This window comes from Brucella sp. IR073 (assembly GCF_049065735.1).
In the GTDB taxonomy this organism is placed as follows: Bacteria; Pseudomonadota; Alphaproteobacteria; order Rhizobiales; family Rhizobiaceae; genus Paramesorhizobium.
On sequence record NZ_JBAKHD010000003.1, the window covers coordinates 464411 to 484517 of the forward strand.

Here is a 20107-nt window from a genome sequence, read left to right on the forward strand (position 1 = left end):
CTGCCCTATTCCTCTGTTGCCGCGGCGCTATTGCCCGCTTCCGCCTGCCGCGCCTCCTCGATAACAGAGGCGAGCGCGCGCAGCGCCTGCTCCAGTCCCTCGCGGCTGACAGCCGAGAGAAGCAGCGGCGTCTGCCCGCAGGCCTTCTTCAACGCCGCCGCCTTTTTCTTCCGCGCATCGCTATCCAGCGTATCGATCTGCGACAGCGCGACGATCTCGATCTTGTCGGGAAGCCCATGGCCATAAGCCTCCAGCTCGCCCCGTACCGTCTGGTACGCTTTACCGACATCCTCCTCCTGTGCCGAGACTAGGTGCAGGAGCACCCGGTTGCGCTCGACATGGCCGAGGAAGCGGTCGCCGATGCCGACGCCCTCATGCGCGCCTTCGATGAGGCCGGGAATATCGGCAATGACGAATTCGCGCCTGTCGATCCGCGCCACGCCCAGATTGGGATGGAGCGTCGTGAAGGGATAATCCGCGATCTTTGGCTTCGCCGCCGTCACGCTTGCCAGAAATGTTGATTTGCCCGCATTGGGAAGCCCCACAAGCCCGGCATCGGCGATAAGCTTCAGCCGCAGCCAGATCGTGCGCTCCTCACCCGGCAGGCCGGGATTCGCCCGGCGCGGCGCGCGGTTGGTCGAAGTGGTGAAATGCAGATTGCCGAAGCCGCCATTGCCGCCCTTGGCGATGCGGAAGCGCTGGCCGACCTCGGTCATGTCGCAAATCAGCGTCTCATTGTCTTCCTCGAATACCTGCGTCCCCACGGGCACTTTCAGCACCACATCCGCGCCCTTGGCCCCGGTCATGTTGCGGCCCATGCCATGCATGCCGGTCTTGGCCTTGAAATGCTGCTGGTAGCGATAATCGATCAGCGTGTTGAGCCCGTCGACCACCTCCACCCAGACATCGCCGCCGCGCCCGCCATCCCCGCCATCCGGGCCGCCGAACTCGAGAAACTTCTCACGGCGGAAAGACACCGCCCCCGCCCCGCCATCGCCGGAGCGGACGTAGATCTTTGCCTGATCGAGAAATTTCATTGCGGTGCAACCTTATTGTTTTGAGACGGCTTACAGGAAAGAAGGGAGTAAGGGAATAAGTGAGTGGGCGAGTATGTTACCGGAAACTTACTCCCTTGCGCCCTTCCACTCCGGATCGGTGAAATCGATCTGGATCAGGTCCTGATCGAGATATTGCCCCTGCACATAAAGCGATTTCCGCTCCACCCCATAGGTCTTGAACCCTAGCGTATGATAGACCCGTTTTGCAGGTTCATTCGTCGCGACCACCTTGGCTTCCAGCACCACGACATGCTTCGCCGCGTGGTCGATGATTTGCTGCACCAGCGCCTTGCCAAGTTCGAGCCCGCGCGCTTCCGGCACGACATAGACGCTGACCAGCGTGCCGCGATGGCGCTCGGTCCTGCGCTCACGCCGGTGGTGCGCGGCGATGCCGAGAAGGTTCTCGCCATCGAACGCGCCGAAAATCACATTGCCGTCCACCTGCTCCAGACGCCGCGCGAAGACAGCGTCCGAATAGGCGTTCTCCTCCTCGAAGGTCGAGCCGAAAGCCATCGGCGCGCGTTGCAGCGCGCTGAGCCGGATGGCGCGATAGCGGTGAAGGTCGCCCATGCCGAGCGCCCGCACAATGATCGTATCGCGTGCAATGGAGCCGATCATCTGTGCCAGCTCCTCAGCCCTACCCATGTCCGCCGGTCGAGCGTATAGCGTTCGATCGGCACATTGCCGGCGGCCAGCGAATCCATCATGCCGGTCCCGGCATATTGGAAGCCGCTCTTGTGGATGACCCGGCGCGAGCCGGTATTGGTCACCCGGCAGGAGACATGCAGCCGCTCGATATCCGTAGCGCGGAAAGCAAGGTCGATCAGCGCATGGGAGGCTTCGGTGGCATAGCCCCGGCCCCAATAAGGCTCGCCCAGCCAGTAGCCGATTTCCAGCCCCTCGCCATGCTTATAGTCATGGATGCCGCAGCAGCCCATGAAGATGCCGGTTTCCGCCTGCGTAATGGCATAGACGCATTTGCCGATCCCGCCAGCCTTGGCGCGATTGACGAAATCCACCGCATGGGCGCGCGTGTAGGGATGCGGCATGCGGGCAAGCATTTCGGCGACGCGGACATTGCTGGCGAGATCGGCAATTGCATCCACGTCCTCTTCATGCGGCGGGCGCAGCACCAGCCGTTCGGTGACGAGGACGGGACAATCGATCCGCCTCGAGCTTTCTTCGTCGTCCTCTAAGATTTCGGCAACCATTTCTCATTCCTCCAGATGCGAAAAAGGGAAGGTGGGGGCGTCCCATCTTCCCTTTTTGATCTCTCGGCTTGGCTGCCAAAACACCGGGTCCGATGGGACGCCGGTGCTTGGGAGTGGAGTGCGACCGGCTTACTCCGCTGCCTCCGTAATCGGGTTGACCGATACGAAGGTACGTCCGTTGGCTTTCGTGCGGTAGGATACGGCGCCATGCGTCAGCGCGAACAGCGTGTGATCCTTGCCGATGCCGACATTCTCGCCGGCATGCCACTTGGTGCCGCGTTGACGCACGAGGATGTTGCCGGCGAGAACGCGCTCGCCACCGAACTTCTTCACGCCAAGGCGCTTGGACTCTGAATCGCGACCGTTGCGCGACGAACCGCCAGCTTTCTTATGTGCCATCGGTGTTCTCCTTCAAACTCTGGCATGATTCCCGAAAGTTGCGGACTTTCAGGTAATATCCATGCCGCTAAAACTCTAGAACATGATCCCGGAACATTCGAATGTTCCGGCCACAATCATGCGGCTAATTCAAGAACCTATTCGGCTGCCTCGGTCTTGGCTGCGGCCTTCTTCGGCGCTGCCTTGGCCTTCGGAGCCTCGGTTCCCTCTTCCTTCTTGGCGGCCTTCTTCGAAGGCTTTGCGCCGCCCGTCAGGATTTCCGAGATGCGGATCGTCGTCAGCTCCTGGCGATGACCGCGCGTACGCTTCGAATTCTGGCGGCGACGCTTCTTGAAGGCGATGACCTTGGGGCCACGGCCCTGCTCGACGACCTCAGCCGTCACCAGGGCGCCTTCGACGAGCGGCGCGCCGATCGTGGCCGAAGCGCCTTCGCCGACCATGAGCACTTCGCCGAATTCGACGACATCACCGGCTTCGCCGGAAACCTTCTCGACCTTCAGGAGGTCGTTGGCGGCAACGCGATACTGCTTGCCACCCGTCTTGATGACTGCGAACATCTTTTTTCCTTGTCGTTCGGTCCGGCTCTCACACGGAAATCCGCATGGGCCGTCTTTTTGTCAGTCGTGACAGATTATATGGAAAAGGCCGCCGTTTCCCGGAAAAGAACACGCCAACCCGCACTCAAACCATGGGCGCAAACTTCTCCACGCCTAAAGCCGCCTGGGCTTATGGATCGAAAGGATAGCCAAGTCAAGAAATTTCCATGGAACTTCCGCCAATTTGCTCTTGTATATCGCAAGCCAAGCCGCTATCTAGCCCACCGCGCACTCAAGCAATCGCGTGCACATCGGCGGACGCAGGGAACAACGCTTCCCCAACAAGTTCGCCTTACGCGGAGAGGTGGCTGAGTGGTTGAAAGCACCGCACTCGAAATGCGGCATAGGGGCAACTCTATCGGGGGTTCGAATCCCTCCCTCTCCGCCAGTTTGCTTTTACCAACAACTTAGAGAGCTAGAGCGCGCCAGACGCGAAGCTTTCCTTGTTCTCTGTGAACTTCCATGCCGCAAAACGAAGGCGTCTTGAACAAATTCAAGTTTGACAGCGCAACGGTTTTGGCGTCAGCTTCCGTTATTGATAACACGCTCGAGCGAGTCTTAAGATTATGCCGGATAATTCAGCGACCAATATGAGCCTTTGATTATTTCGCAGATGACCGCTAGGCTCCACGAGATTTTCGATCCATATATAAATCTTGCTGACTACGCTACCAAGCCGGCCGCAGAGCGCGAAAAAGCCTTCCTCTCCCGAGCGTATGTAGCGCTCTATTTCCTTGATAAACTCAGCCTTTCTCCTGAAGAGGCGGCCAATTGTATTACTGACGGCTATGAAGATGACGGCATTGACGCCGTTTTTGTAGACAAGACTAACTCGCGATTATATTTTGCTCAATCTAAATGGCACTCAAACATGGCGAAAGGTGTCAAGCTCACTGATTTTACGAGATTTCGTGATGGCGTGAAAAACATTCTCACACTTAAATGGAACAAGAACAACAGAAATTTACATAGGTTTAGAAATGATATAGAATATCAACTTAAAAATATAAATACAGAACTAAGATTAATATTTGCTCACACTTCAGAGAATGAGATTTCTGAAAATATATATGAGTATATAAATTTGTTTCTCGCGGAGAATAACACTTATTACAGCGACTTTTTAACCTTTTCCGAATATGGAATAAAAGATGCGGCTCAGTCTGCCAGATCATATACCAGACCGGAGAACATAAATCTTTCAGTAATGCTAGGGCATTGGGGCATTATCAACGGGCCATATAAATCTGTATACGGTTCCGTTGCTGCTTCCGATCTCGTTTCATGGTTCAGAGAACATAATAACAAACTGTTTGCTGAGAATTTACGATACGGAATTGAAAAGTCGGACGTGAATGAAGGAATTATACTTACAGCAAGCAAAGATCCCGATAGTTTTTGGTATTTTAATAACGGTGTAACGGCTATCTGCGATAGCCTAGCGAAACAGCCTATTGGAGGCAACGATACAAGCAGTGGTGTTTTCGATGTCAAGAAAATTAGCGTAATCAACGGGGCGCAAACGATAAGCTCCTTGGCAAAAGCAAATGCTGCCGGCGCAGATATCTCGAAGATAAAGGTTCATCTTCGTATCATTTCACTTTTAGATACCCCTGAGGGTTTCGCCGCCAGCGTAACGAGCGCCAACAATACGCAAAATGATCTGAATCCAGTCGACTTCGTGGCAAGCGACCCAAACCAAGAACGTATAAGAAAGGAAGCGGTCCAAAGGGGCCTGCTTTATACGTTTAGGCGAGGAGACAAGGATCCTGAGAAGGGCAAGGGATTTACCATACGCACCGCGACAATTGCCGCAGCATGTGCGTCTGGAGATTTAAAGCTTGCGGTCTCATCAAAGCGATATATTAGCGGTCTATGGGAGAACACTAAGAGGGATCCTTACACTCGCCTTTTTAACGATAAAACTACAGCGGACTACCTGTGGTCCGCTGTCAGAGTGATGAATGCCGTTGATGAAGAGCTTGTTGCTCTGTCCCAGGAGCACACAGGAAGGGATCGCTTAGTTGCTGTTCACGGAAACCGATTCATATTATTCTGCGTTTTTAATTTGATCGATCTTAACAACATAAAATATACACAATCCGACGAAGAAATTTCGAATTTATGCGCAGAAATTACCCGAACAATTACATCTAGTTTAATTGAGATAATTTCAAATAAATTTCCTGAGGCTTATCCGGGAAACATCTTTAAAAATCAAGAACGGCAGAGCGAACTGGTGGCGGCACTAGGGGAGGCGGTGAGTCTAAATCAGAGCAAAGAGCCAAAACTCAACAAGCCTATGCAAGCTATGTTGGTATAAATCCTTGGCCCATGCACCGCTTGGCAGATCTATCCGCTCGGTCAGACCCTGGTCGTTGTTTCCGGCGTCGGCCGTGCGCAGCGCGAGGGCGGGCCAGTGGAGGAGATACGGCCCGGCGATATCATCTGGTTCGAACCGGGTGAAAAGCACTGGCACGGCGCCTCTCCCGATGTCGGCATGAGCCACATCGCGATCGGCGAGACGCTCGACGGCAAGGTCGTAGACTGGCTTGAGCATGTCAGCGACGAGAACTATCGCGGCAAATAGCGGCCTCCGAGGTCGCTCCACGGCGCTAATGCTTGCCTTCGCCCGTAAACATGATAATTAGCATCATATTAAAGATGGCGCGGGTGACCAGAGGCATTGAGCTACCAGCATTCGATGATTTGCGCGACGGAAGGCATCAGGGCGCTCGTGCCGGAGAAATGGCGCGGCCTCGATGGGATAATGGGCGTCTATTGGGATGCGGAAGCCCAGGCCGGGGCGAATGGCTATTACCTCTCGCCCGACCCGCGCATCGTCATTTTCTTCAATGAGGTGTCGCCCCATATCCGCATGGCCAATGAGGCCGAGGGCTTGGGGCGGCGCGACCGTCCGATGACGCGCGCCGTCTATGTCCCTGCGGGCGTTCCGCTCTGGACGCGGTTCTCCTCCCCCCACCGCTTCTCTCATCTCGACCTGCATCTGCACAAGGACCGGCTCCTGCGCTTCCTCTCGCCATCGGTGGGCGCGTCGGTTGCCCGCGCAGCGCTGCGCCGTCCGGTGGAAATCGAGGATGTCGGCGCCATAGAGACCCTCGCCGGCCTCCTGGTGGAGGAGCTTTCCAACCCGTCGAAGCATCCGGTCTATGCCGAAAGCCTCGCCGGCGGCATCGTCACCGCCCTTCTCGACATTCCGCGTGAGGCGGATATCGAGGCGGACGGCAGGCTCACCCAGGCGCAGATGAAGAAACTCACCGCCCGCCTCAACGCCCGGGGCGATGGCCGCCTGAGCGTCGCCGAGATGGCGGAAACGGTCGGCCTGTCTGAAAGCTGGTTCGCCCATGTATTCCGGCAGACGACCGGAAAGACGCCGCTGCAATGGCAGCTCGCGCGGCGCGTCGAGCTGGCGCAGAAGCTGCTGCGCGAGACCGACCTGACCGTGGCGGACATAGCCGCCCAGCTCGGCTTTTCCGACCAGGCGCATCTGACGAAGGCGTTCCGGCAGGTTGCGGGGGAGACGCCGGCGGCGTGGCGGCGGATGCAGCGATAGAGATCCGCTGTCGCCAATCATCAACGTCGAAGAATAAGTGCCGTCATCGATGAAGGCCGATCTCCCCCCTTGAGGGGGAGATGCCCGGCAGGGCAGAGGGGGGTGTGCTTGGGCGCCCCCCTCAAAACACCATCACCAGCTCTGCCTGATCGTCGCATAGATCGTGCGGCCGGGGTTATAATAATACGCCCCGCCATCGTCGTTTGCGACATGCTTTTCATCGAACAGATTGCTGGCGTTGAGCTGGAAGGTCGTGTTTTCCTTGATTTCATAAGTGAAGGCGGCGTCGAAGACGACAGCGTCCTTCGATTTGCGCGTATTGGCGTTGTCGAAATAATAGGAGCCCGTATAGCGCGCGCCGAGGCCGAAGGTCATGTCGCCGCGGGTTCCATTGCCTTCGAGCTTATAGGTGCCCCAGACCGAAGCCATGTGCTCGGGAACCTGCGCGAAGCGCTTGCCGTCATATGTGCCGCCGCCGTCCTCGACGATCCTGGAGTCGATATAGGAATAGGCGGCGATCAGATTGATATTGTCAGTGATCTCCGCCTTCGCCTCGATATCGATGCCGCGGTGCCGCACCTTGTCCACCGTCGCGGGCAGATAGCTGGGCGCCTCGAAGGTGGTGATATTCTCCATCGTCAGGTCATAGACGGAGGCGGTGATGAGGGCCGGGAATGCTGCTGGGCTGTATTTGACCCCGACCTCATACTGCGTGCCTGATGTCGGCTCGTTCCCCGTGCTCGGCGGCGCGACGGATTCGGCATAGCTCGTATAAACCGCCACTTCGTCGGTGAGCTTGTAGCTCACACCGAAACGCTTGCTGAGTTCGCTGTAGTCGCCCTTCTTATCGGTGCCCGCGAGCCGGTCTCTTTCCTCAAGATCGAGCCAGTCATTGCGAAGGCCGACGCTTACCGTGAGCTTGTCAAAGAAGGTCAGGTCCTGCTGGACATAGATCGCATTTGTGGTCTGGTCGTTTGTCTTGGCCGTGGTGAGCGGGATGGGGCCGGGCACGCCGGAATGAACAGGGTTCTTCCAGTCGATGCCGGGCGCAGTGCCGCCCCAAACCGGCGGATACAGAGCGTAACTGTTGTTCTCCGCTTCGATGTTGTTGTGATCGACGCCGACGAGCGTCCGGCTTTCCACCTGATCGAAATTCGCTTCGTAGAGGAAATGCGCGTCGATCACGAACTGCCGGCTCGCGCTGTCGCCGCCGAAGAAAATGCGGTCCACGCTGGTGTCCGACGGGTCGCTCGCGCCCAGCGCATCATAGACATAGGCGTAGCCGAAGCTCGTATCCGCCTTGCTGTAGCGCGCATTGGAGTTGAAGGTCAGGCCATTGCCGAAATCATGGTTGAACAGGACGCTATAGGTGTTTCTGTTCGTCGTATCGTAATTATAGCCCGGCTCGCCGAAGAAGCGGTCCCTGTCGAAATCGGTAAAGCGCGGATGGCCGCCGCTGCTGGGCGTGCCGTCCTTGTCCAGATGGTCGAAGACGAAGGTCAGGCTGGTGGCCTCTGTGGGTCGCCAGGTCAGGCCACCCATGATGAAGTTCTCGTCATCCTGCGAATAATCATATTCGGCATCCGAGCGCTGGAACTTGCCGGTCAGGCGATAGGACAGAGTATCGTCCTTGGTGATGTTGTCACCGAAATCGAAGCCCATCTCCTTATGCTTGAACGAGCCGGCCGTGCCATAGATCTCGCCGAACCGTTCGCTCCTCGGCGTTTTGGTGACGTAATTCACCGACCCGCCAGGATCGGAAACCCCGAAACCCGTGGAATTGGCGCCCTTCAGCACCTCGACGCGCTCGAAGGCATAGGGCTCTTCGCGGACCCCGCTCCAGGTCCGGCCGACGACCAGCCCGTCGCGATAGGTGAAAGGGGTGAAGCCGCGGATCTTGAAATAGTCGTAACGGTCGTCCGAACCGTAGAAATCGGTGTTGACGCCGGCGGTGTATTGCACAACCTGCTCGATGCTTTCGGCGCCGCGCTCCTTGATTTCCTTGGCGGTGATGACGGAAACGGTGGCAGGCGTCTCCAGAATCTCGCCCGGCATCTTGCCGACAGCGGTGGTCCGGGTCGCCACGATCGACTTTGCATCGTCATCCTGCCCGCCATTATCGACTGTGATCGTATCGAGAACTGTGGTGGAACCCGAATCCTGCGCCTCCTGCGCCATCGCCCCCGCCGGCAAGGCAATGAGCGCGGTGCAGCTTAAGAGCAGCGCCGTCCGGTAGCGGGCCGCCGCCCTTATCCTGTCAGTCCCCATAATCAAATCCCCATCCGTCTATAACGTCCGGATGGCTACTAACTTGAGCGTCTTTATCCAGTATTGTAGATTTCCCTGTTTTTGTAGGAAACCACGGAAACTTCATCCCCCTCGCCCCACCCGCTCGGGAACGGCCTTGACGCAGGCGGATGAAGTTGAGAGGAGAACTCCAGTTATATCAGATGGAGCGTTTCGCCAATGTTGCGGTTCTTTCCCCTCGCCGCGCCGCTTCTCGCGGCATGGATGTCGATCCTTGCGCTCGCACCCGCATGGGCCGGGGAAACCGCTTATCCAATAACCATCAAGCACGCCTTCGGCACCACCACCATCGCCAAAAAGCCCGAGCGGGTGGCGGCGGTGGCGTGGGGGAACCATGAAGTGCCGCTGGCGCTCGGCATGGTGCCGGTCGGCTTCGCCGCGGCGAATTTCGGCGACGATAATGGCGACGGGCTGCTGCCATGGGTGGCGGAAAAGCTGGCGGCGCTCGGCGCGCAGAAGCCGGTGCTGTTCGACGAGGGCGACGGCATCGATTTCGAGGCCGTGGCCGCAACAAACCCGGATGTCATTCTGGCCGCCTATTCGGGCCTGAGTCAGGCGGACTATGACACGCTGAGCCAGATCGCCCCTGTGGTGGCCTATCCGCAAGCCGCCTGGTCCACCGACTGGCGCGACATGATCCGCCTCAACAGCGCCGGGCTCGGCATGTCCGCCGAGGGCGACGCGCTGATCCGAGAGATCGAAGGCGAGATCGCCGCGACCGTCGCCAAGCATCCCGGGCTCAGCGGCAAATCGGCCATGTTCATCACCCATCTCAATGCCACGGACCTCAGCACCGTCAATTTCTACACCGCCAACGACACACGGGTGAAATTCTTCACCGAGCTAGGCCTGAAAACGCCTAAAAGCGTTCTGGAAGCCTCCATCCCCGGCCGCTTCGCCGGCTCCATCAGCACTGAGCGCATCGACGCCTTCGACGATGTCGATATCCTCGTCACCTATGGCGGCCCGGAACTGCTCGCCGCGCTGAAGGCCAACCCGCTGACGGCCCGCATGCCTGCCGTCGCCAACGATTCCATCGTCCTCCTCGGTGCCGACCCGCTCGGCACAGCCGCCAACCCGACGCCGCTATCAATCTCCTGGGTGCTCGAGGATTATGTGGATCTGCTCGCCAAGGCTGCGGCGAAGAGCAAATGAACATGAAGCGTAGGCGGGACGACGACACCCCCCTCTGCCCTGCCGGGCATCTCCCCCTCAAGGGGGGAGATCACGCTGTCATGAACGTCCCGCACGAATCACGAGCGTTGGAGGAAGAGCGCCGTGAGCCATGTCAGCCAATCTCCCCCCTTGAGGGGGAGATGTCCGGCAGGACAGAGGGGGGTGTCCCCGGCGATTCCATCCAAACATCGGGCACCCTGACTTCATCTCCCACCACCAACCCCCTCTCCCTCGCCGCCCTCATCGCCGCGCTCCTCCTCCTCTGCGCCCTCTCCGTCGGCATCGGCACGCGCGCGGTCGGCTTGAGCGACATCGCCGCCGCGCTTCAGGGCCATACCGAGACCATCGGCCAGGCCGCAGTCGCGATGCGCATACCGCGCACGCTGCTTGCGCTCATCGCAGGGGCTGCTCTCGGGCTGGCGGGGGCGGTCATGCAGGGCGTGACGCGCAATCCGCTTGCCGATCCTGGCATTCTCGGCGTCAATATGGGCGCGTCGCTTGCCGTTGTTGTAGCCGTAGCGTGGTTCCATATCGCCTCGTCTCAAGCCTATATTTGGACGGCAATTCTCGGCGCCGGATGCGCGGCGGCTTTCGTTTACACCATCGGCTCCATGGGGCGCGGCGGGGCAACGCCGCTCAAGCTGGCGCTTGCCGGAGCGGCCACATCGGTTGCCTTTTCCTCGCTGGTCATCGCCGTGGTGCTGCCGCGCAACGACATTGCCGGCGGCATCCGCGCCTGGCAGGTGGGCGGCGTCGGCGGGGCGACCTTCGACCGCATTTCCCATGTGCTGCCCTTCCTCGTCGCGGGCTTCGTCATCAGCCTCCTCTCGGCGCGCAAGCTGAATTCGCTGGCGCTGGGCGACGACCTCGCCGCGGGGCTGGGTGAAAAAGTCGCCATCGCCCGCGCCATCGCCGCCCTGGGCGCCATCCTTCTATGCGGCGCGACCACAGCCATCTGCGGCCCCATCGGTTTTGTCGGGCTGGTCGTGCCGCATCTCTGCCGCCTCATCACCGGCGTCGATCACCGCTGGCTGCTGCCCTTTTCCGCGCTGGGCGGGGCCTGCCTCCTGCTGATAGCCGATATTGCCGGCCGCATCCTCGCCCGCCCCGCCGAGCTCGATGTCGGCATCGTCACCGCCTTCCTCGGCGCGCCATTCTTCATCTGGATCGTCCGCCGCCAGCGGGTGCGTGAGCTATGACCACCCTCGATACCATCGCCACCAGCCGGCAACGCCGCGCCAGACAGCGCCTGTCCTTCATTGCGATTCTGGTGGCCATACTCGGCCTCCTCTTCGCCCTCACATTATCGCTCGGCCAATCCTACACCCCGCCCTCGCAAGTCCTCCGCGTGCTCATGGGCGAGGATGTGCCGGGCGCGGCCTTCACGATCGGCCAATTGCGCCTGCCGCGCGCGGTCCTCGCCGTGCTGGCGGGCCTCAGCTTCGGCCTTGGCGGCGCGGCCTTTCAGATCATGCTGCGCAATCCGCTCGCCAGCCCCGACATTATCGGCATCAGCTGGGGCGCGAGCGCGGCGGCGGTGTTCGCCATCATCGTCCTGTCGCTGAAAGGCCCTGTTGTCTCCGGTTTCGCCGTCGCCGCCGGCTTGAGCGTGGCGCTCGCCGTCTATGCGCTTTCGTCGCGCAACGGCGTCGCCGGAACGCGGCTGACCCTCGTCGGCATCGGTGTTTCCGCCATGCTGGAAAGCTTCATCGCCTATATCTTGACCGGCGCCCCCGCCTGGAGTTTGCAGGAGGCGCTGCGCTGGCTCACTGGCAGCGTCAACGGCGTGCAGCTCGATCAGGCGCTGTCGCTGCTTCTGGCGCTCATCCTCTTCGGCGGCGGCCTCCTCAGCCGCGCCCGTGATCTCGAAGCCCTGCGGCTGGGCGACGACACCGCCGCCGCGCTCGGCGTCAATATCGCGCGCACGCGCATCGTCATCATGACAACCGCTGTCGGCATGATCGCATCGGCGACGGCGGTAACCGGCCCCATCGCCTTCGTCGCCTTTCTCTCCGGCCCGATTGCCGCCCGTATCGCCGGCCGCAACGGATCGCTGTTGATTCCAGCGGCGCTCACTGGCGCAATCCTGGTGCTGGCGGGTGATTATTGCGGCCAGTTCCTGTTGCCGGCCCGCTATCCCGTGGGCGTCGTCACCGGCGCGCTGGGCGCTCCCTATCTGATTTACCTGATCGTGCGCGTTAACAGGAACGGAGGCTAGCCCCATGACGGTCCACGCCCTCACCGCCAGCGAGCTTTCCGCCGGCTATGGCGACAGCGTCATCCTCGACGGGCTCGACCTCACCGTGCCATCAGGCAAGATATCAGTCATCGTCGGGGCCAATGCCTGCGGTAAGTCCACGCTGCTGCGCACCCTCTCCCGCCTCATCGCGCCGCGCCGGGGCAAGGTGCTGCTCGACGGAAAATCGATCCACGCCATGCCGTCGCGCAAGCTGGCGCAGACGCTGGGCCTCCTGCCGCAATCGCCCATCGCGCCCGAGGGCATCACCGTCGCCGATCTCGTCAGCCGTGGCAGGCACCCTCATCAGGACCTCTTCGCCCGCTGGACACGCAGGGATGACGAGGCTGTCCATGCCGCGCTCACCGCGACGGGAATCCTCGATCTCACCGAGCGGCCGGTGGACGAGCTCTCCGGCGGTCAGCGCCAGCGGGTGTGGATCGCCATGGCGCTGGCGCAGGAGACGGACATCCTGCTCCTCGACGAACCCACCACCTTCCTCGACATCAGCCACCAGATCGAGGTGCTGGATCTCCTGACCGATCTCAACCACACGCGCGGCACCACCATCGTCATGGTGCTGCACGACCTCAACCTCGCCGCGCGCTATGCGGATCACCTCTTGGCCATGGTCGGCGGCAAGCTTCACGCGGCAGGCACGCCCGAGGAGGTCTTGAGCGAAGAGAATGTCCGGCAGGTCTTCGGCCTCGAAAGCCGCATCATGACCGACCCGATCTCAGGCCGTCCAATGATGCTGCCGATAGGCCGGCACAGAAAGGCCGGGGCGGATGCGGGCGGCGCGGTAGCGCGCTGAAACGGCGGGGTAAAAGGTTAGAAGAAATTGTGTTTGACGGAAGCGCGAGACACCCCCTCTGCCCTGCCGGGCATCTCCCCCTCAAGGGGGGAGATTACACCTTCATCGATGCCCGGCACCAATCGCAAACGTCGCAGAATGAAGGCGGAAGACATTGTCAGCCAATCTCCCCCCTTGAGGGGGAGATGCCCGGCAGGGCAGAGGGGGGTTACTGTCCCGCTAATGCTTCCGGGTGCTAGAACCTCACACCCGGTCGAAATTCGTCGGCAGGACCAGCATGTCGCGGATCGTGACGTTGCGGTTGCGGGTCAGCATATATTCGATGGCGTCCGCGACTTCGCTCGGGTCGATCAGGCTGCCCGATTCCTTCGCCTTGCGCAGGTTTTCTTCCGGCCAGTCGGCAAGCAGAGCCGAGACGACCGGGCCCGGCGAGACCTGGCTAACCCGCACGCCATGCGGGATCATCTGGCGGCGCATGGTCTGCACGAAGCATGTCACCGCCCATTTGGAAGAAGCATAAACCGGCTCCCAATAGGTCGGGAAATGACCGGCGATCGAGCAGGTGACGATGATGTCGCCGGTCTTCCGTTCGATCATGTGCGGCGCCACGGCGTGAACGTTCTTCATCACGGCGTTGACGTTGAGGTTCAGCATCTTGTCGATTGCCTCGGCGGTCGTCTCGGTGAGATCGCCGCCGATATAGGTGCCCGCATTGCAGTAGAGTATGTCGATGTGATCGACCTTCTCTAGGATTTCCGGCACCATCGCCGCGCAGCTTTCCGGGTCGAGCAGATTGGTGACCTGCGGGATCGCCTTCTCTCCGAACTTGCCGGCGAGTTCCGTCAAGGCCTTTTCGTTCCAGTCGACCATGACGACCGTGACGCCATTGGCCAGCAGCTTCTCGGTGGTCGCCAGACCGATGCCCGAGGCCGCGCCGGTGATGACGGCGATCTTGCCTTCCAGTGATTGAGCCATGCTTTTCTCCTCGTGTTTATAGGATTGGTAGATTGCTTAACGCCATTCGCGGGCGATGTAGATGGCCAAAAGAATGATGAAGCCGCGGATGATTTCCTGCAGATATGGGTTGATGCCCATCAGATTGAGGCCGTTGTTCAAAATGCCGAGCAGCACGGCGCCGATCAGGGTCCCAAGGATCAATCCGCGCCCGCCGGCAATGGCCGTGCCGCCCAGCACCACGGCGGCGATGGCGTCGAGCTCGAAGCCGACGCCCGCATTGGGCTGGCCGGACATCAGCCGTCCGGTCAGGATGATGGAGGCAAGGCCTGCGGTGAGGCCGGAAATGGCATAGACAGCGAGCTTGATCCGCCCCGTCTTGACGCCGGAGAGTTTCGCCGCCGTCTCATTGCCACCGATGGCATAGACATGCCGTCCGAAAGGCGTCCGCTCGAGGAGTATCCAGGCGATGATGTAGACGAGGATCATCGCGATGACCGGAACCGGGATCGTGCCGATCCGCCCGACGCCGAACCACGAAATCCACGAGGGCAGGCCCGAGATCGGATAGCCGCCGGAATAGATGAGCCCGGCGCCGCGGGCGATGCCCATCGTGGCGAGCGTCACGATGATGGCCGGCATCCGGCCCCAAGTGACCAGCAGCCCGTTGAAGAGGCCGAGCCCGACCGCGATGGCGATCCCGGCGAGGAGGCCAACCGCGCCGGGCACGCCGAAATGCACCATCAAGCCGGCCGCCATCGTGCCCGCCAGTGCCATGACGGCGCCGACCGAGAGGTCGATGCCGCCGGTCAGGATCACGAAGGTCATGCCGACCGCCAGAATGCCGACGATCGAGACCTGCCTCAACACATTGAGAATGTTCGAGACGGAGAAGAAATTGTCGGAGGCAAAGCCCATCAGGATCGAGACGACGATCAGCCCGGCCAGCGGCAGGGCCAGCGGCGAATGGATGATGGAGCGCCATGCCGGAGCTCTGGAGGCTTCCGCTGTTCCGCCGGTGATAGCGTTCGCGTCATGCGACATGTTTTGTCCTCCCGGTTGTAGCACTGGTCATGATCTCTTCCGAGGTGATGGCGGCGCCCTCCAGGGTCGCCACGATGCCGCCCGAGCGGAAGACGCAGACCCGGTCGGACATGCCGATGACTTCCGGCAGCTCGGACGAAATCATGATGATGGAATAGCCCCGCTCGGTGAATTCGCGCATGAGCTGGTAGATCTCGGCCTTGGCGCCGACATCGATGCCGCGCGTCGGCTCATCGAAGATCAGCACCTTCATGTTGTGATTGATCCAGCGGGCGATGACGACCTTCTGCTGGTTGCCGCCGGAGAGCGTATCGACGCGGGTATGCGGGCTCTCAGCCTTCACGCGTACCTGCTGCATCGCCCGGCGCGTATCCTCATATTCCCTGGCGCGATTGAGGAAGAAATGGCCTAGGAGATATTTGCCGTAATTATTGAGCGACACATTCTGGAGAATGGGGAAGCTGGTGATCAGCCCCTGCTCCTTCCGGCTTTCGGGCAGAAGGCCGATACCGGCCGCCAGCGCCTCGGACGGATTGGAAAAGCGGATATCGACGCCGTTCATTCTGAGCTTGCAGCGCGCCGCCGGATAGGCTCCGAGCATGGCCAGCATGGTTTCCGTGCGTCCCGACCCGACAAGCCCGGCAAAGCCCAGAATCTCTCCGGCGCGCAATTTGAAGCTGGATACCGGCCCCGTCCTGGCAAGCTGGATTTCGGTTTCCAGCACCGCCGGCGTATCCACTGGGAAATCCGGTTTCGGCGGAAAGCTGTTTTCGATCCGACGTCCCACCATCATCTCGACGAGGCGCGACTGGTCCACCTCGCTGACAGCGCAGGAGCCGACATATTCACCGTCGCGTAAGACGGTGATGCGGTCGCATATCTCGAAGATTTCCTCCAAATGATGCGAGATGAAGATGATCGCGACGCCCTGCTGCCTGAGGCTGCGCATGACATGGAAGAGATGCTCGACTTCAGCGGGCGTCAGCGTGGCCGTGGGCTCGTCCAGCACGAGGATGCGCGCGTTGAGCGAGAGCGCCTTGGCGATTTCGACGAATTGCTGCTCCGCGACGGAGAGATTGCGCACGGGCACATCGAGCGGAATGGATATTCCGAGCTGCTTCATGATGTCGGCCGCGCGGGCGCGCATGGCGGCGCGGCTGAGGAAACCCAGGGCATTGCGCATCTCGCGGGCGAGGAACATGTTCTCGACCGCATTGAGATAGGGAATGAGGGAAAATTCCTGGAAGACGACGCCGACGCCATTGTCGATCGCCTCATTATAATCGGCGAAATGGCGCGCCTTGCCGTCGATGCGGATTTCGCCTTCGCTGGGCTTCAGGATGCCGCAAAGGATTTTCATCAGCGTCGATTTGCCGGCGCCGTTCTCGCCCAGAAGCGCATGGATTTCCCCCGCGCGAACCGTAAGGTCGACGCCGTGCAACACCCGGATGTTACCGAAGCTTTTCTTGATGCCGCTCAGTTCCAGCATTGTTTCCTCCCCGCATACGACAAGAGAAAGGGTCGCTCCCGCCGAAGGGCGGGAGCGCTCGGGAGGCGCTTACCAGCTGAAGCCGGCAGCGTTTTCCTTGGTGACGGGCTTGACGTCGATGGGCACTTCCTTCGGCACCACGCGGGCGCCCCACTTCTGCGCCAGCGCCATGGCGAGGCCGACGCGCACCTGATCGCGCGGGAACTGCGCCGTGGTCTCGATGAAGGGCGTGCCATCGGCAATCGCCTTCACGGCTTCCGGAGCGCCATCCACAGAGGTCAGCTTGATGTCGCGGCCGGAGCCCTGAATGGCGGCAAGCGCGCCCATGGCCCCGCCGTCATTGACGGAGAAGATACCCTTCAGGTTCGGATGCGACTGGATCATGTTTTCCACCACGCCGAGGGCGACGGAGCGGTCCTGCCGGCCGTTCTGCGTATCGACCAGCTTGATGCCCTTGAACTCCGCCAGCGCCGCCTTGCAGCCTTCGACGCGCTGCAGGATCGGCACGACCGGAATGCCGTCGAGGATCGCAACCTCGCCTTCGCCATCAAGCGCCTTCGCCAGATGCTGGCAGGACTGATAGCCGGCATCCCGGTTTTTGGAGCCGACAAAAGTATCGACCGGCCCGCTGGCATTGGCATCGACGGCGACGACAATGACGTTCTGCGCCTTGGCCGCCTGCACCGCCGCTTCGACGCCCGCCGAATCGGTCGGATTCAGAAGCAGGATGTCGATCTTCTGCTGCAGCATGTCCTCGACGTCGGAAATCTGCTTGGCGACGTCATGGGCCGCATCGGTGACGATGACCTCGGCGCCCAGAGACTTGGCGGCCTCATCAAGCGCTTCCTTCATCGAGACGAAATAGGGATTGTTCATTTCCTGAAAGGACATGCCGATCTTCAGCTTGCCCTCCTGCGCCAGGGCAGGCGTGGCGGCCATCGCAATGGCGGCGATCGATAATGCAGTCAGGGTTTTCTTCATTTAGGTTGTCCTCCCGTTGGACTTGCGACAGGCAATGCCCGTCCGTTTCAAGAAAGCACCGTGCTTTCCGAATGATTTGCCGCCATCAGGCGAAAACCGGCCTCCCCGCCCGGTTTCCTCGTCTCTCTCCAGCGAGCGAAATCCAGCGCTCCCGGTAAGCCGGGAGACCTTCGATGTGCAGCGGCTCCACCCTGCTGCACTGGCTGGCGAAAGGTTTGAGGCCCATCTGCTCGAAGGCGAGCGCGGCGGCGCCGAAAGCGCTCCCTTCGGCATTGGCACTCGCCAGCACCGCCTGATCGGGCCGAAGCGCCGCAAGCAGCCCCGCATAAAGCGCTGTCTTGACCAGCCCGCCATCGATGACGAGATCGTTGCGCGAACGGATCAGGTCGAGCGAAAGGTCGCTCATCAGCACCACATAAAGCACCGCCGCGGCGGCGCGTTCTTCCTCCGTGGGCTCGGGCCCGAAAAAGCGGCCTTCCGCGCCCGGCATGGGGCCGCCCGGCGCGAAAGACGGCAGGGCGAAAATGCCTTTTTCGATCACCGAGCGGACGGCCTCGAGCGGCACGGGCTTCGTCCAGCCGCCGCTCGCCAGCTCATATTCGCGCCCGCCCATGAAGCGGATCGTCGGCGCGGGCTGATGGTCGACAGTGACATTGGCCAGCATGTCGCGCTCTTGGTCGAGCACCTCCAGCGGACATGCGGAATTGAAAATGATGACCCACGTTCCCGTCGAGACGAGCGTGAAATCGGAAAAGCCGATGGAGCGGTAATAATAAAGCGCGGCGTTGCTGTCATGTACCCCGTTGTGAACGGTGATCGCCTTGCCATTCGCAGTCTGCCAGCTGCCGAGCGTCGCCCCGGCCCTCGCCATCGGCGGCATCTTCCGCCGCCAGCCCCGAGCGTCCACGAGACTGCTGTAATCGTCCCGCGGCGGCGACCAGAGATGCGAGTGGCAGCCCAGATAGGAAACCTCCGAAACCGCCTTGCCTGAAAACCGCCATGACCAGAATTGCGGATAGGCGAGGATGGCGTTCGCGTGGCTCAAGAGGGCCGGGGCGCGCTCCTCCATCCAGAGGATATGGCGGCCATAATTGAAGCCCAGCGGCAGCTTCGGCGAGAAGGTCTCCTCGAAGGGCGGCGCCAATCGATCAAGCTTCGCCGCGATTTCCGCCGGCGGCTCCTGCTCGTAATCGAGGATCGGCGCGGCAAGATCTCCGTCGCGGATGAGTGCGAAAGTGCAGCCATGCCCGGAGAACATGATTCCGGCAATGCCGTGGCTCTCTGCAAGCCCGTCAAGCTGCTCCTGCATCCAGGCGAACAGATGCCCGTCATCGAGCACGCGCAGATCGCCCTCCTGGCGCCACAAGGGCCGGGTGCGTGTTTCCGCGACGATGCGGCCATCATCCCCGAAAACGAAAAGCTTGGAGTTCGTCTTGCCGAGATCGAAAACGGCAATGCTGCGCGATGTGCTGTTCAATTTACCCCTCCCGTGCCGTCGCTTGCGCCATCGGCGATCAGGATCGTCACCCCGGCATCCTCCAGCATCCGGGCATCGGCTTCGGTAAGCCCGTCATCGGTGACGATTGTGCTAATCCGCGAAAGCGGCAGTGCCAGATTGCGCGGCTGGATGGAGAGCTTCCGGCTGTCGGCGAGAACGACGATTTCATCCGCGCGCGATGCAAGCTCGGCCACCGCCTTCGTCAGCAAGGGATGCGATTCCAGCAGACCCTCGCTGCTGATGCCCTGCGCGCCAACGAAGAAGCGCGAGGCAAAGAAGCTGGGCGCGCCTCCATGCACATCATGGAGAATGCGCGGCTCGCGATGAAGCTCACCGCCTGCGACGGTCAACTGGCAGGTGCCGTTTTCGCCGATATAGGCGGCGAGCGGCATGGAGTTCGTATAGATTTTCAGATTCCTGTGCGCCAGCAGCAGCCCAAGCTGGTAGCAGGTCGATCCGGCATGGACGATGATGGAATCCCCGTCGCGCACCAGGCTCGCAGCCTTCTGGGCGATGGCACGCTTCGCCTCGACGGCTATATCGCGGTTTTCGTCATAGGAGCGCGCGGCGACCCGGGTGCTGCTCGCGCCCTCGCTGGCCGAGATGCCGCCATAGACCTTGCGGGCCTTGCCCATCGCATCGAGCTTGTCGATGTCGCGCCGTATCGTGGCGGCGGACACATCCAGCCTGTCCTGAAGATCGCGGACCGAAGCAAAGGGCCGCTCCTTCAGGAGATCGATGATGATCCTGTGCCGCTCGGCGTCGTTCAA

Annotated in this window: 18 protein-coding genes, 1 tRNA gene and 1 pseudogene; 8 read left to right on the forward strand and 12 right to left on the reverse strand. The window is 60.8% G+C overall.

All coding sequences use genetic code 11. The features are described from left to right. Positions 1-5 precede the first annotated feature (5 nt). From obgE to rplU, 5 genes are all read right to left on the reverse strand, one after another. Positions 6-1037 carry a GTPase ObgE gene (gene obgE, locus ACOWVG_RS08940; RefSeq protein ID WP_420961536.1) on the reverse strand — a complete coding sequence of 344 codons (1032 nt, stop codon included), beginning with the start codon at positions 1035-1037 and terminating at the stop codon, positions 6-8. An 87-nt stretch (positions 1038-1124) separates the two neighbouring features. After that, positions 1125-1676: a GNAT family N-acetyltransferase gene (locus ACOWVG_RS08945; protein ID WP_420961537.1), complete on the reverse strand. Its 552-nt coding sequence runs from the start codon at positions 1674-1676 to the stop codon at positions 1125-1127. Further along, positions 1673-2269 carry a GNAT family N-acetyltransferase gene (locus ACOWVG_RS08950; protein ID WP_420961539.1) on the reverse strand — a complete coding sequence of 199 codons (597 nt, stop codon included), beginning with the start codon at positions 2267-2269 and terminating at the stop codon, positions 1673-1675. Before ACOWVG_RS08950 ends, ACOWVG_RS08945 begins: the two co-directional genes overlap by 4 nt. 129 nt (positions 2270-2398) lie before the next feature. Continuing rightward, positions 2399-2668, reverse strand: a complete 270-nt coding sequence (rpmA, locus tag ACOWVG_RS08955; RefSeq protein WP_420961540.1) for a 50S ribosomal protein L27 — start codon at positions 2666-2668, stop codon at positions 2399-2401. Positions 2669-2805: 137 nt separating this feature from the next. Beyond that, positions 2806-3225 carry a 50S ribosomal protein L21 gene (gene rplU / locus ACOWVG_RS08960; protein ID WP_420961541.1) on the reverse strand — a complete coding sequence of 140 codons (420 nt, stop codon included), beginning with the start codon at positions 3223-3225 and terminating at the stop codon, positions 2806-2808. A gap of 337 nt (positions 3226-3562) precedes the next feature. Between rplU and ACOWVG_RS08965 the strand changes: the two genes are divergently transcribed. The 4 genes and pseudogenes from ACOWVG_RS08965 (at position 3563) to ACOWVG_RS08980 (ending at position 6838) form a co-directional block, all read left to right on the forward strand. After that, positions 3563-3652, forward strand: a tRNA-Ser gene (locus tag ACOWVG_RS08965). 225 nt (positions 3653-3877) lie between these two features. Continuing rightward, positions 3878-5587 carry an AIPR family protein gene (locus ACOWVG_RS08970; protein ID WP_420961542.1) on the forward strand — a complete coding sequence of 570 codons (1710 nt, stop codon included), beginning with the start codon at positions 3878-3880 and terminating at the stop codon, positions 5585-5587. A 6-nt stretch (positions 5588-5593) separates the two neighbouring features. After that, positions 5594-5854, forward strand: a pseudogene (locus tag ACOWVG_RS08975) (cupin domain-containing protein); the annotation flags it as partial. Between the two features lie 96 nt (positions 5855-5950). Then, positions 5951-6838 (forward strand): helix-turn-helix domain-containing protein, encoded by an 888-nt coding sequence (locus ACOWVG_RS08980; protein ID WP_420961543.1) that lies wholly within the window; start codon positions 5951-5953, stop codon positions 6836-6838. A 132-nt stretch (positions 6839-6970) separates the two neighbouring features. On the opposite strand, the gene ACOWVG_RS08985 is transcribed toward ACOWVG_RS08980, so the two are convergent. Further along, positions 6971-9106, reverse strand: a complete 2136-nt coding sequence (locus tag ACOWVG_RS08985; RefSeq protein ID WP_420961544.1) for a TonB-dependent siderophore receptor — start codon at positions 9104-9106, stop codon at positions 6971-6973. Between the two features lie 198 nt (positions 9107-9304). Between ACOWVG_RS08985 and ACOWVG_RS08990 the strand changes: the two genes are divergently transcribed. The 4 genes from ACOWVG_RS08990 to ACOWVG_RS09005 all read left to right on the forward strand — a co-directional run bounded on the left by ACOWVG_RS08990 (position 9305) and on the right by ACOWVG_RS09005 (position 13371). Then, positions 9305-10300, forward strand: a complete 996-nt coding sequence (locus tag ACOWVG_RS08990) for an iron-siderophore ABC transporter substrate-binding protein (RefSeq protein ID WP_420961546.1) — start codon at positions 9305-9307, stop codon at positions 10298-10300. Between the two features lie 161 nt (positions 10301-10461). Next, positions 10462-11520, forward strand: a complete 1059-nt coding sequence (locus ACOWVG_RS08995) for a FecCD family ABC transporter permease (protein WP_420961548.1) — start codon at positions 10462-10464, stop codon at positions 11518-11520. Next, a complete protein-coding gene (locus ACOWVG_RS09000) occupies positions 11517-12539 on the forward strand; it encodes a FecCD family ABC transporter permease (RefSeq protein WP_420961550.1) in 1023 nt (340 codons plus the stop codon). The genes ACOWVG_RS08995 and ACOWVG_RS09000 overlap by 4 nt, the downstream gene beginning before the upstream one ends. A 4-nt stretch (positions 12540-12543) precedes the next feature. Then, on the forward strand, positions 12544-13371 hold the full coding sequence (locus ACOWVG_RS09005; RefSeq protein WP_420961552.1) for an ABC transporter ATP-binding protein: 828 nt from the start codon (positions 12544-12546) through the stop codon (positions 13369-13371). A 243-nt stretch (positions 13372-13614) separates the two neighbouring features. On the opposite strand, the gene ACOWVG_RS09010 is transcribed toward ACOWVG_RS09005, so the two are convergent. The 6 genes from ACOWVG_RS09010 to ACOWVG_RS09035 all read right to left on the reverse strand — a co-directional run bounded on the left by ACOWVG_RS09010 (position 13615) and on the right by ACOWVG_RS09035 (position 20107). Beyond that, positions 13615-14346, reverse strand: coding sequence for an SDR family oxidoreductase (locus ACOWVG_RS09010; protein ID WP_420961553.1), 732 nt, complete (start codon positions 14344-14346; stop codon positions 13615-13617). A gap of 36 nt (positions 14347-14382) precedes the next feature. Further along, on the reverse strand, positions 14383-15369 hold the full coding sequence (locus ACOWVG_RS09015) for an ABC transporter permease (RefSeq protein ID WP_420961555.1): 987 nt from the start codon (positions 15367-15369) through the stop codon (positions 14383-14385). Continuing rightward, entirely contained in the window at positions 15359-16858 is a 1500-nt protein-coding gene (locus ACOWVG_RS09020) for a sugar ABC transporter ATP-binding protein (RefSeq protein WP_420961556.1), read from the reverse strand. Before ACOWVG_RS09020 ends, ACOWVG_RS09015 begins: the two co-directional genes overlap by 11 nt. Positions 16859-16927: 69 nt before the next feature. After that, on the reverse strand, positions 16928-17839 hold the full coding sequence (locus tag ACOWVG_RS09025) for an ABC transporter substrate-binding protein (RefSeq protein ID WP_420961557.1): 912 nt from the start codon (positions 17837-17839) through the stop codon (positions 16928-16930). 85 nt (positions 17840-17924) lie between these two features. Further along, positions 17925-19316, reverse strand: a complete 1392-nt coding sequence (locus ACOWVG_RS09030; protein WP_420961558.1) for an FGGY-family carbohydrate kinase — start codon at positions 19314-19316, stop codon at positions 17925-17927. Beyond that, positions 19313-20107, reverse strand: coding sequence for a DeoR/GlpR family DNA-binding transcription regulator (locus ACOWVG_RS09035; protein WP_420961559.1), 795 nt, complete (start codon positions 20105-20107; stop codon positions 19313-19315). Before ACOWVG_RS09035 ends, ACOWVG_RS09030 begins: the two co-directional genes overlap by 4 nt.

Bases quoted from the DNA above. Each gene is read 5' to 3' on its own strand.
- obgE (WP_420961536.1), bottom strand. From the start codon at position 1,037: ATGAAATTTCTCGATCAGGCAAAGATCTACGTCCGCTCCGGCGATGGC.
- ACOWVG_RS08945 (WP_420961537.1), bottom strand. From the start codon at position 1,676: ATGATCGGCTCCATTGCACGCGATACGATCATTGTGCGGGCGCTCGGC.
- ACOWVG_RS08950 (WP_420961539.1), bottom strand. From the start codon at position 2,269: ATGGTTGCCGAAATCTTAGAGGACGACGAAGAAAGCTCGAGGCGGATC.
- rpmA (WP_420961540.1), bottom strand. From the start codon at position 2,668: ATGGCACATAAGAAAGCTGGCGGTTCGTCGCGCAACGGTCGCGATTCA.
- rplU (WP_420961541.1), bottom strand. From the start codon at position 3,225: ATGTTCGCAGTCATCAAGACGGGTGGCAAGCAGTATCGCGTTGCCGCC.
- ACOWVG_RS08970 (WP_420961542.1), top strand. From the start codon at position 3,878: ATGACCGCTAGGCTCCACGAGATTTTCGATCCATATATAAATCTTGCT.
- ACOWVG_RS08985 (WP_420961544.1), bottom strand. From the start codon at position 9,106: ATGGGGACTGACAGGATAAGGGCGGCGGCCCGCTACCGGACGGCGCTG.
- ACOWVG_RS08990 (WP_420961546.1), top strand. From the start codon at position 9,305: ATGTTGCGGTTCTTTCCCCTCGCCGCGCCGCTTCTCGCGGCATGGATG.
- ACOWVG_RS08995 (WP_420961548.1), top strand. From the start codon at position 10,462: ATGTCCGGCAGGACAGAGGGGGGTGTCCCCGGCGATTCCATCCAAACA.
- ACOWVG_RS09000 (WP_420961550.1), top strand. From the start codon at position 11,517: ATGACCACCCTCGATACCATCGCCACCAGCCGGCAACGCCGCGCCAGA.
- ACOWVG_RS09005 (WP_420961552.1), top strand. From the start codon at position 12,544: ATGACGGTCCACGCCCTCACCGCCAGCGAGCTTTCCGCCGGCTATGGC.
- ACOWVG_RS09010 (WP_420961553.1), bottom strand. From the start codon at position 14,346: ATGGCTCAATCACTGGAAGGCAAGATCGCCGTCATCACCGGCGCGGCC.
- ACOWVG_RS09015 (WP_420961555.1), bottom strand. From the start codon at position 15,369: ATGTCGCATGACGCGAACGCTATCACCGGCGGAACAGCGGAAGCCTCC.
- ACOWVG_RS09020 (WP_420961556.1), bottom strand. From the start codon at position 16,858: ATGCTGGAACTGAGCGGCATCAAGAAAAGCTTCGGTAACATCCGGGTG.
- ACOWVG_RS09025 (WP_420961557.1), bottom strand. From the start codon at position 17,839: ATGAAGAAAACCCTGACTGCATTATCGATCGCCGCCATTGCGATGGCC.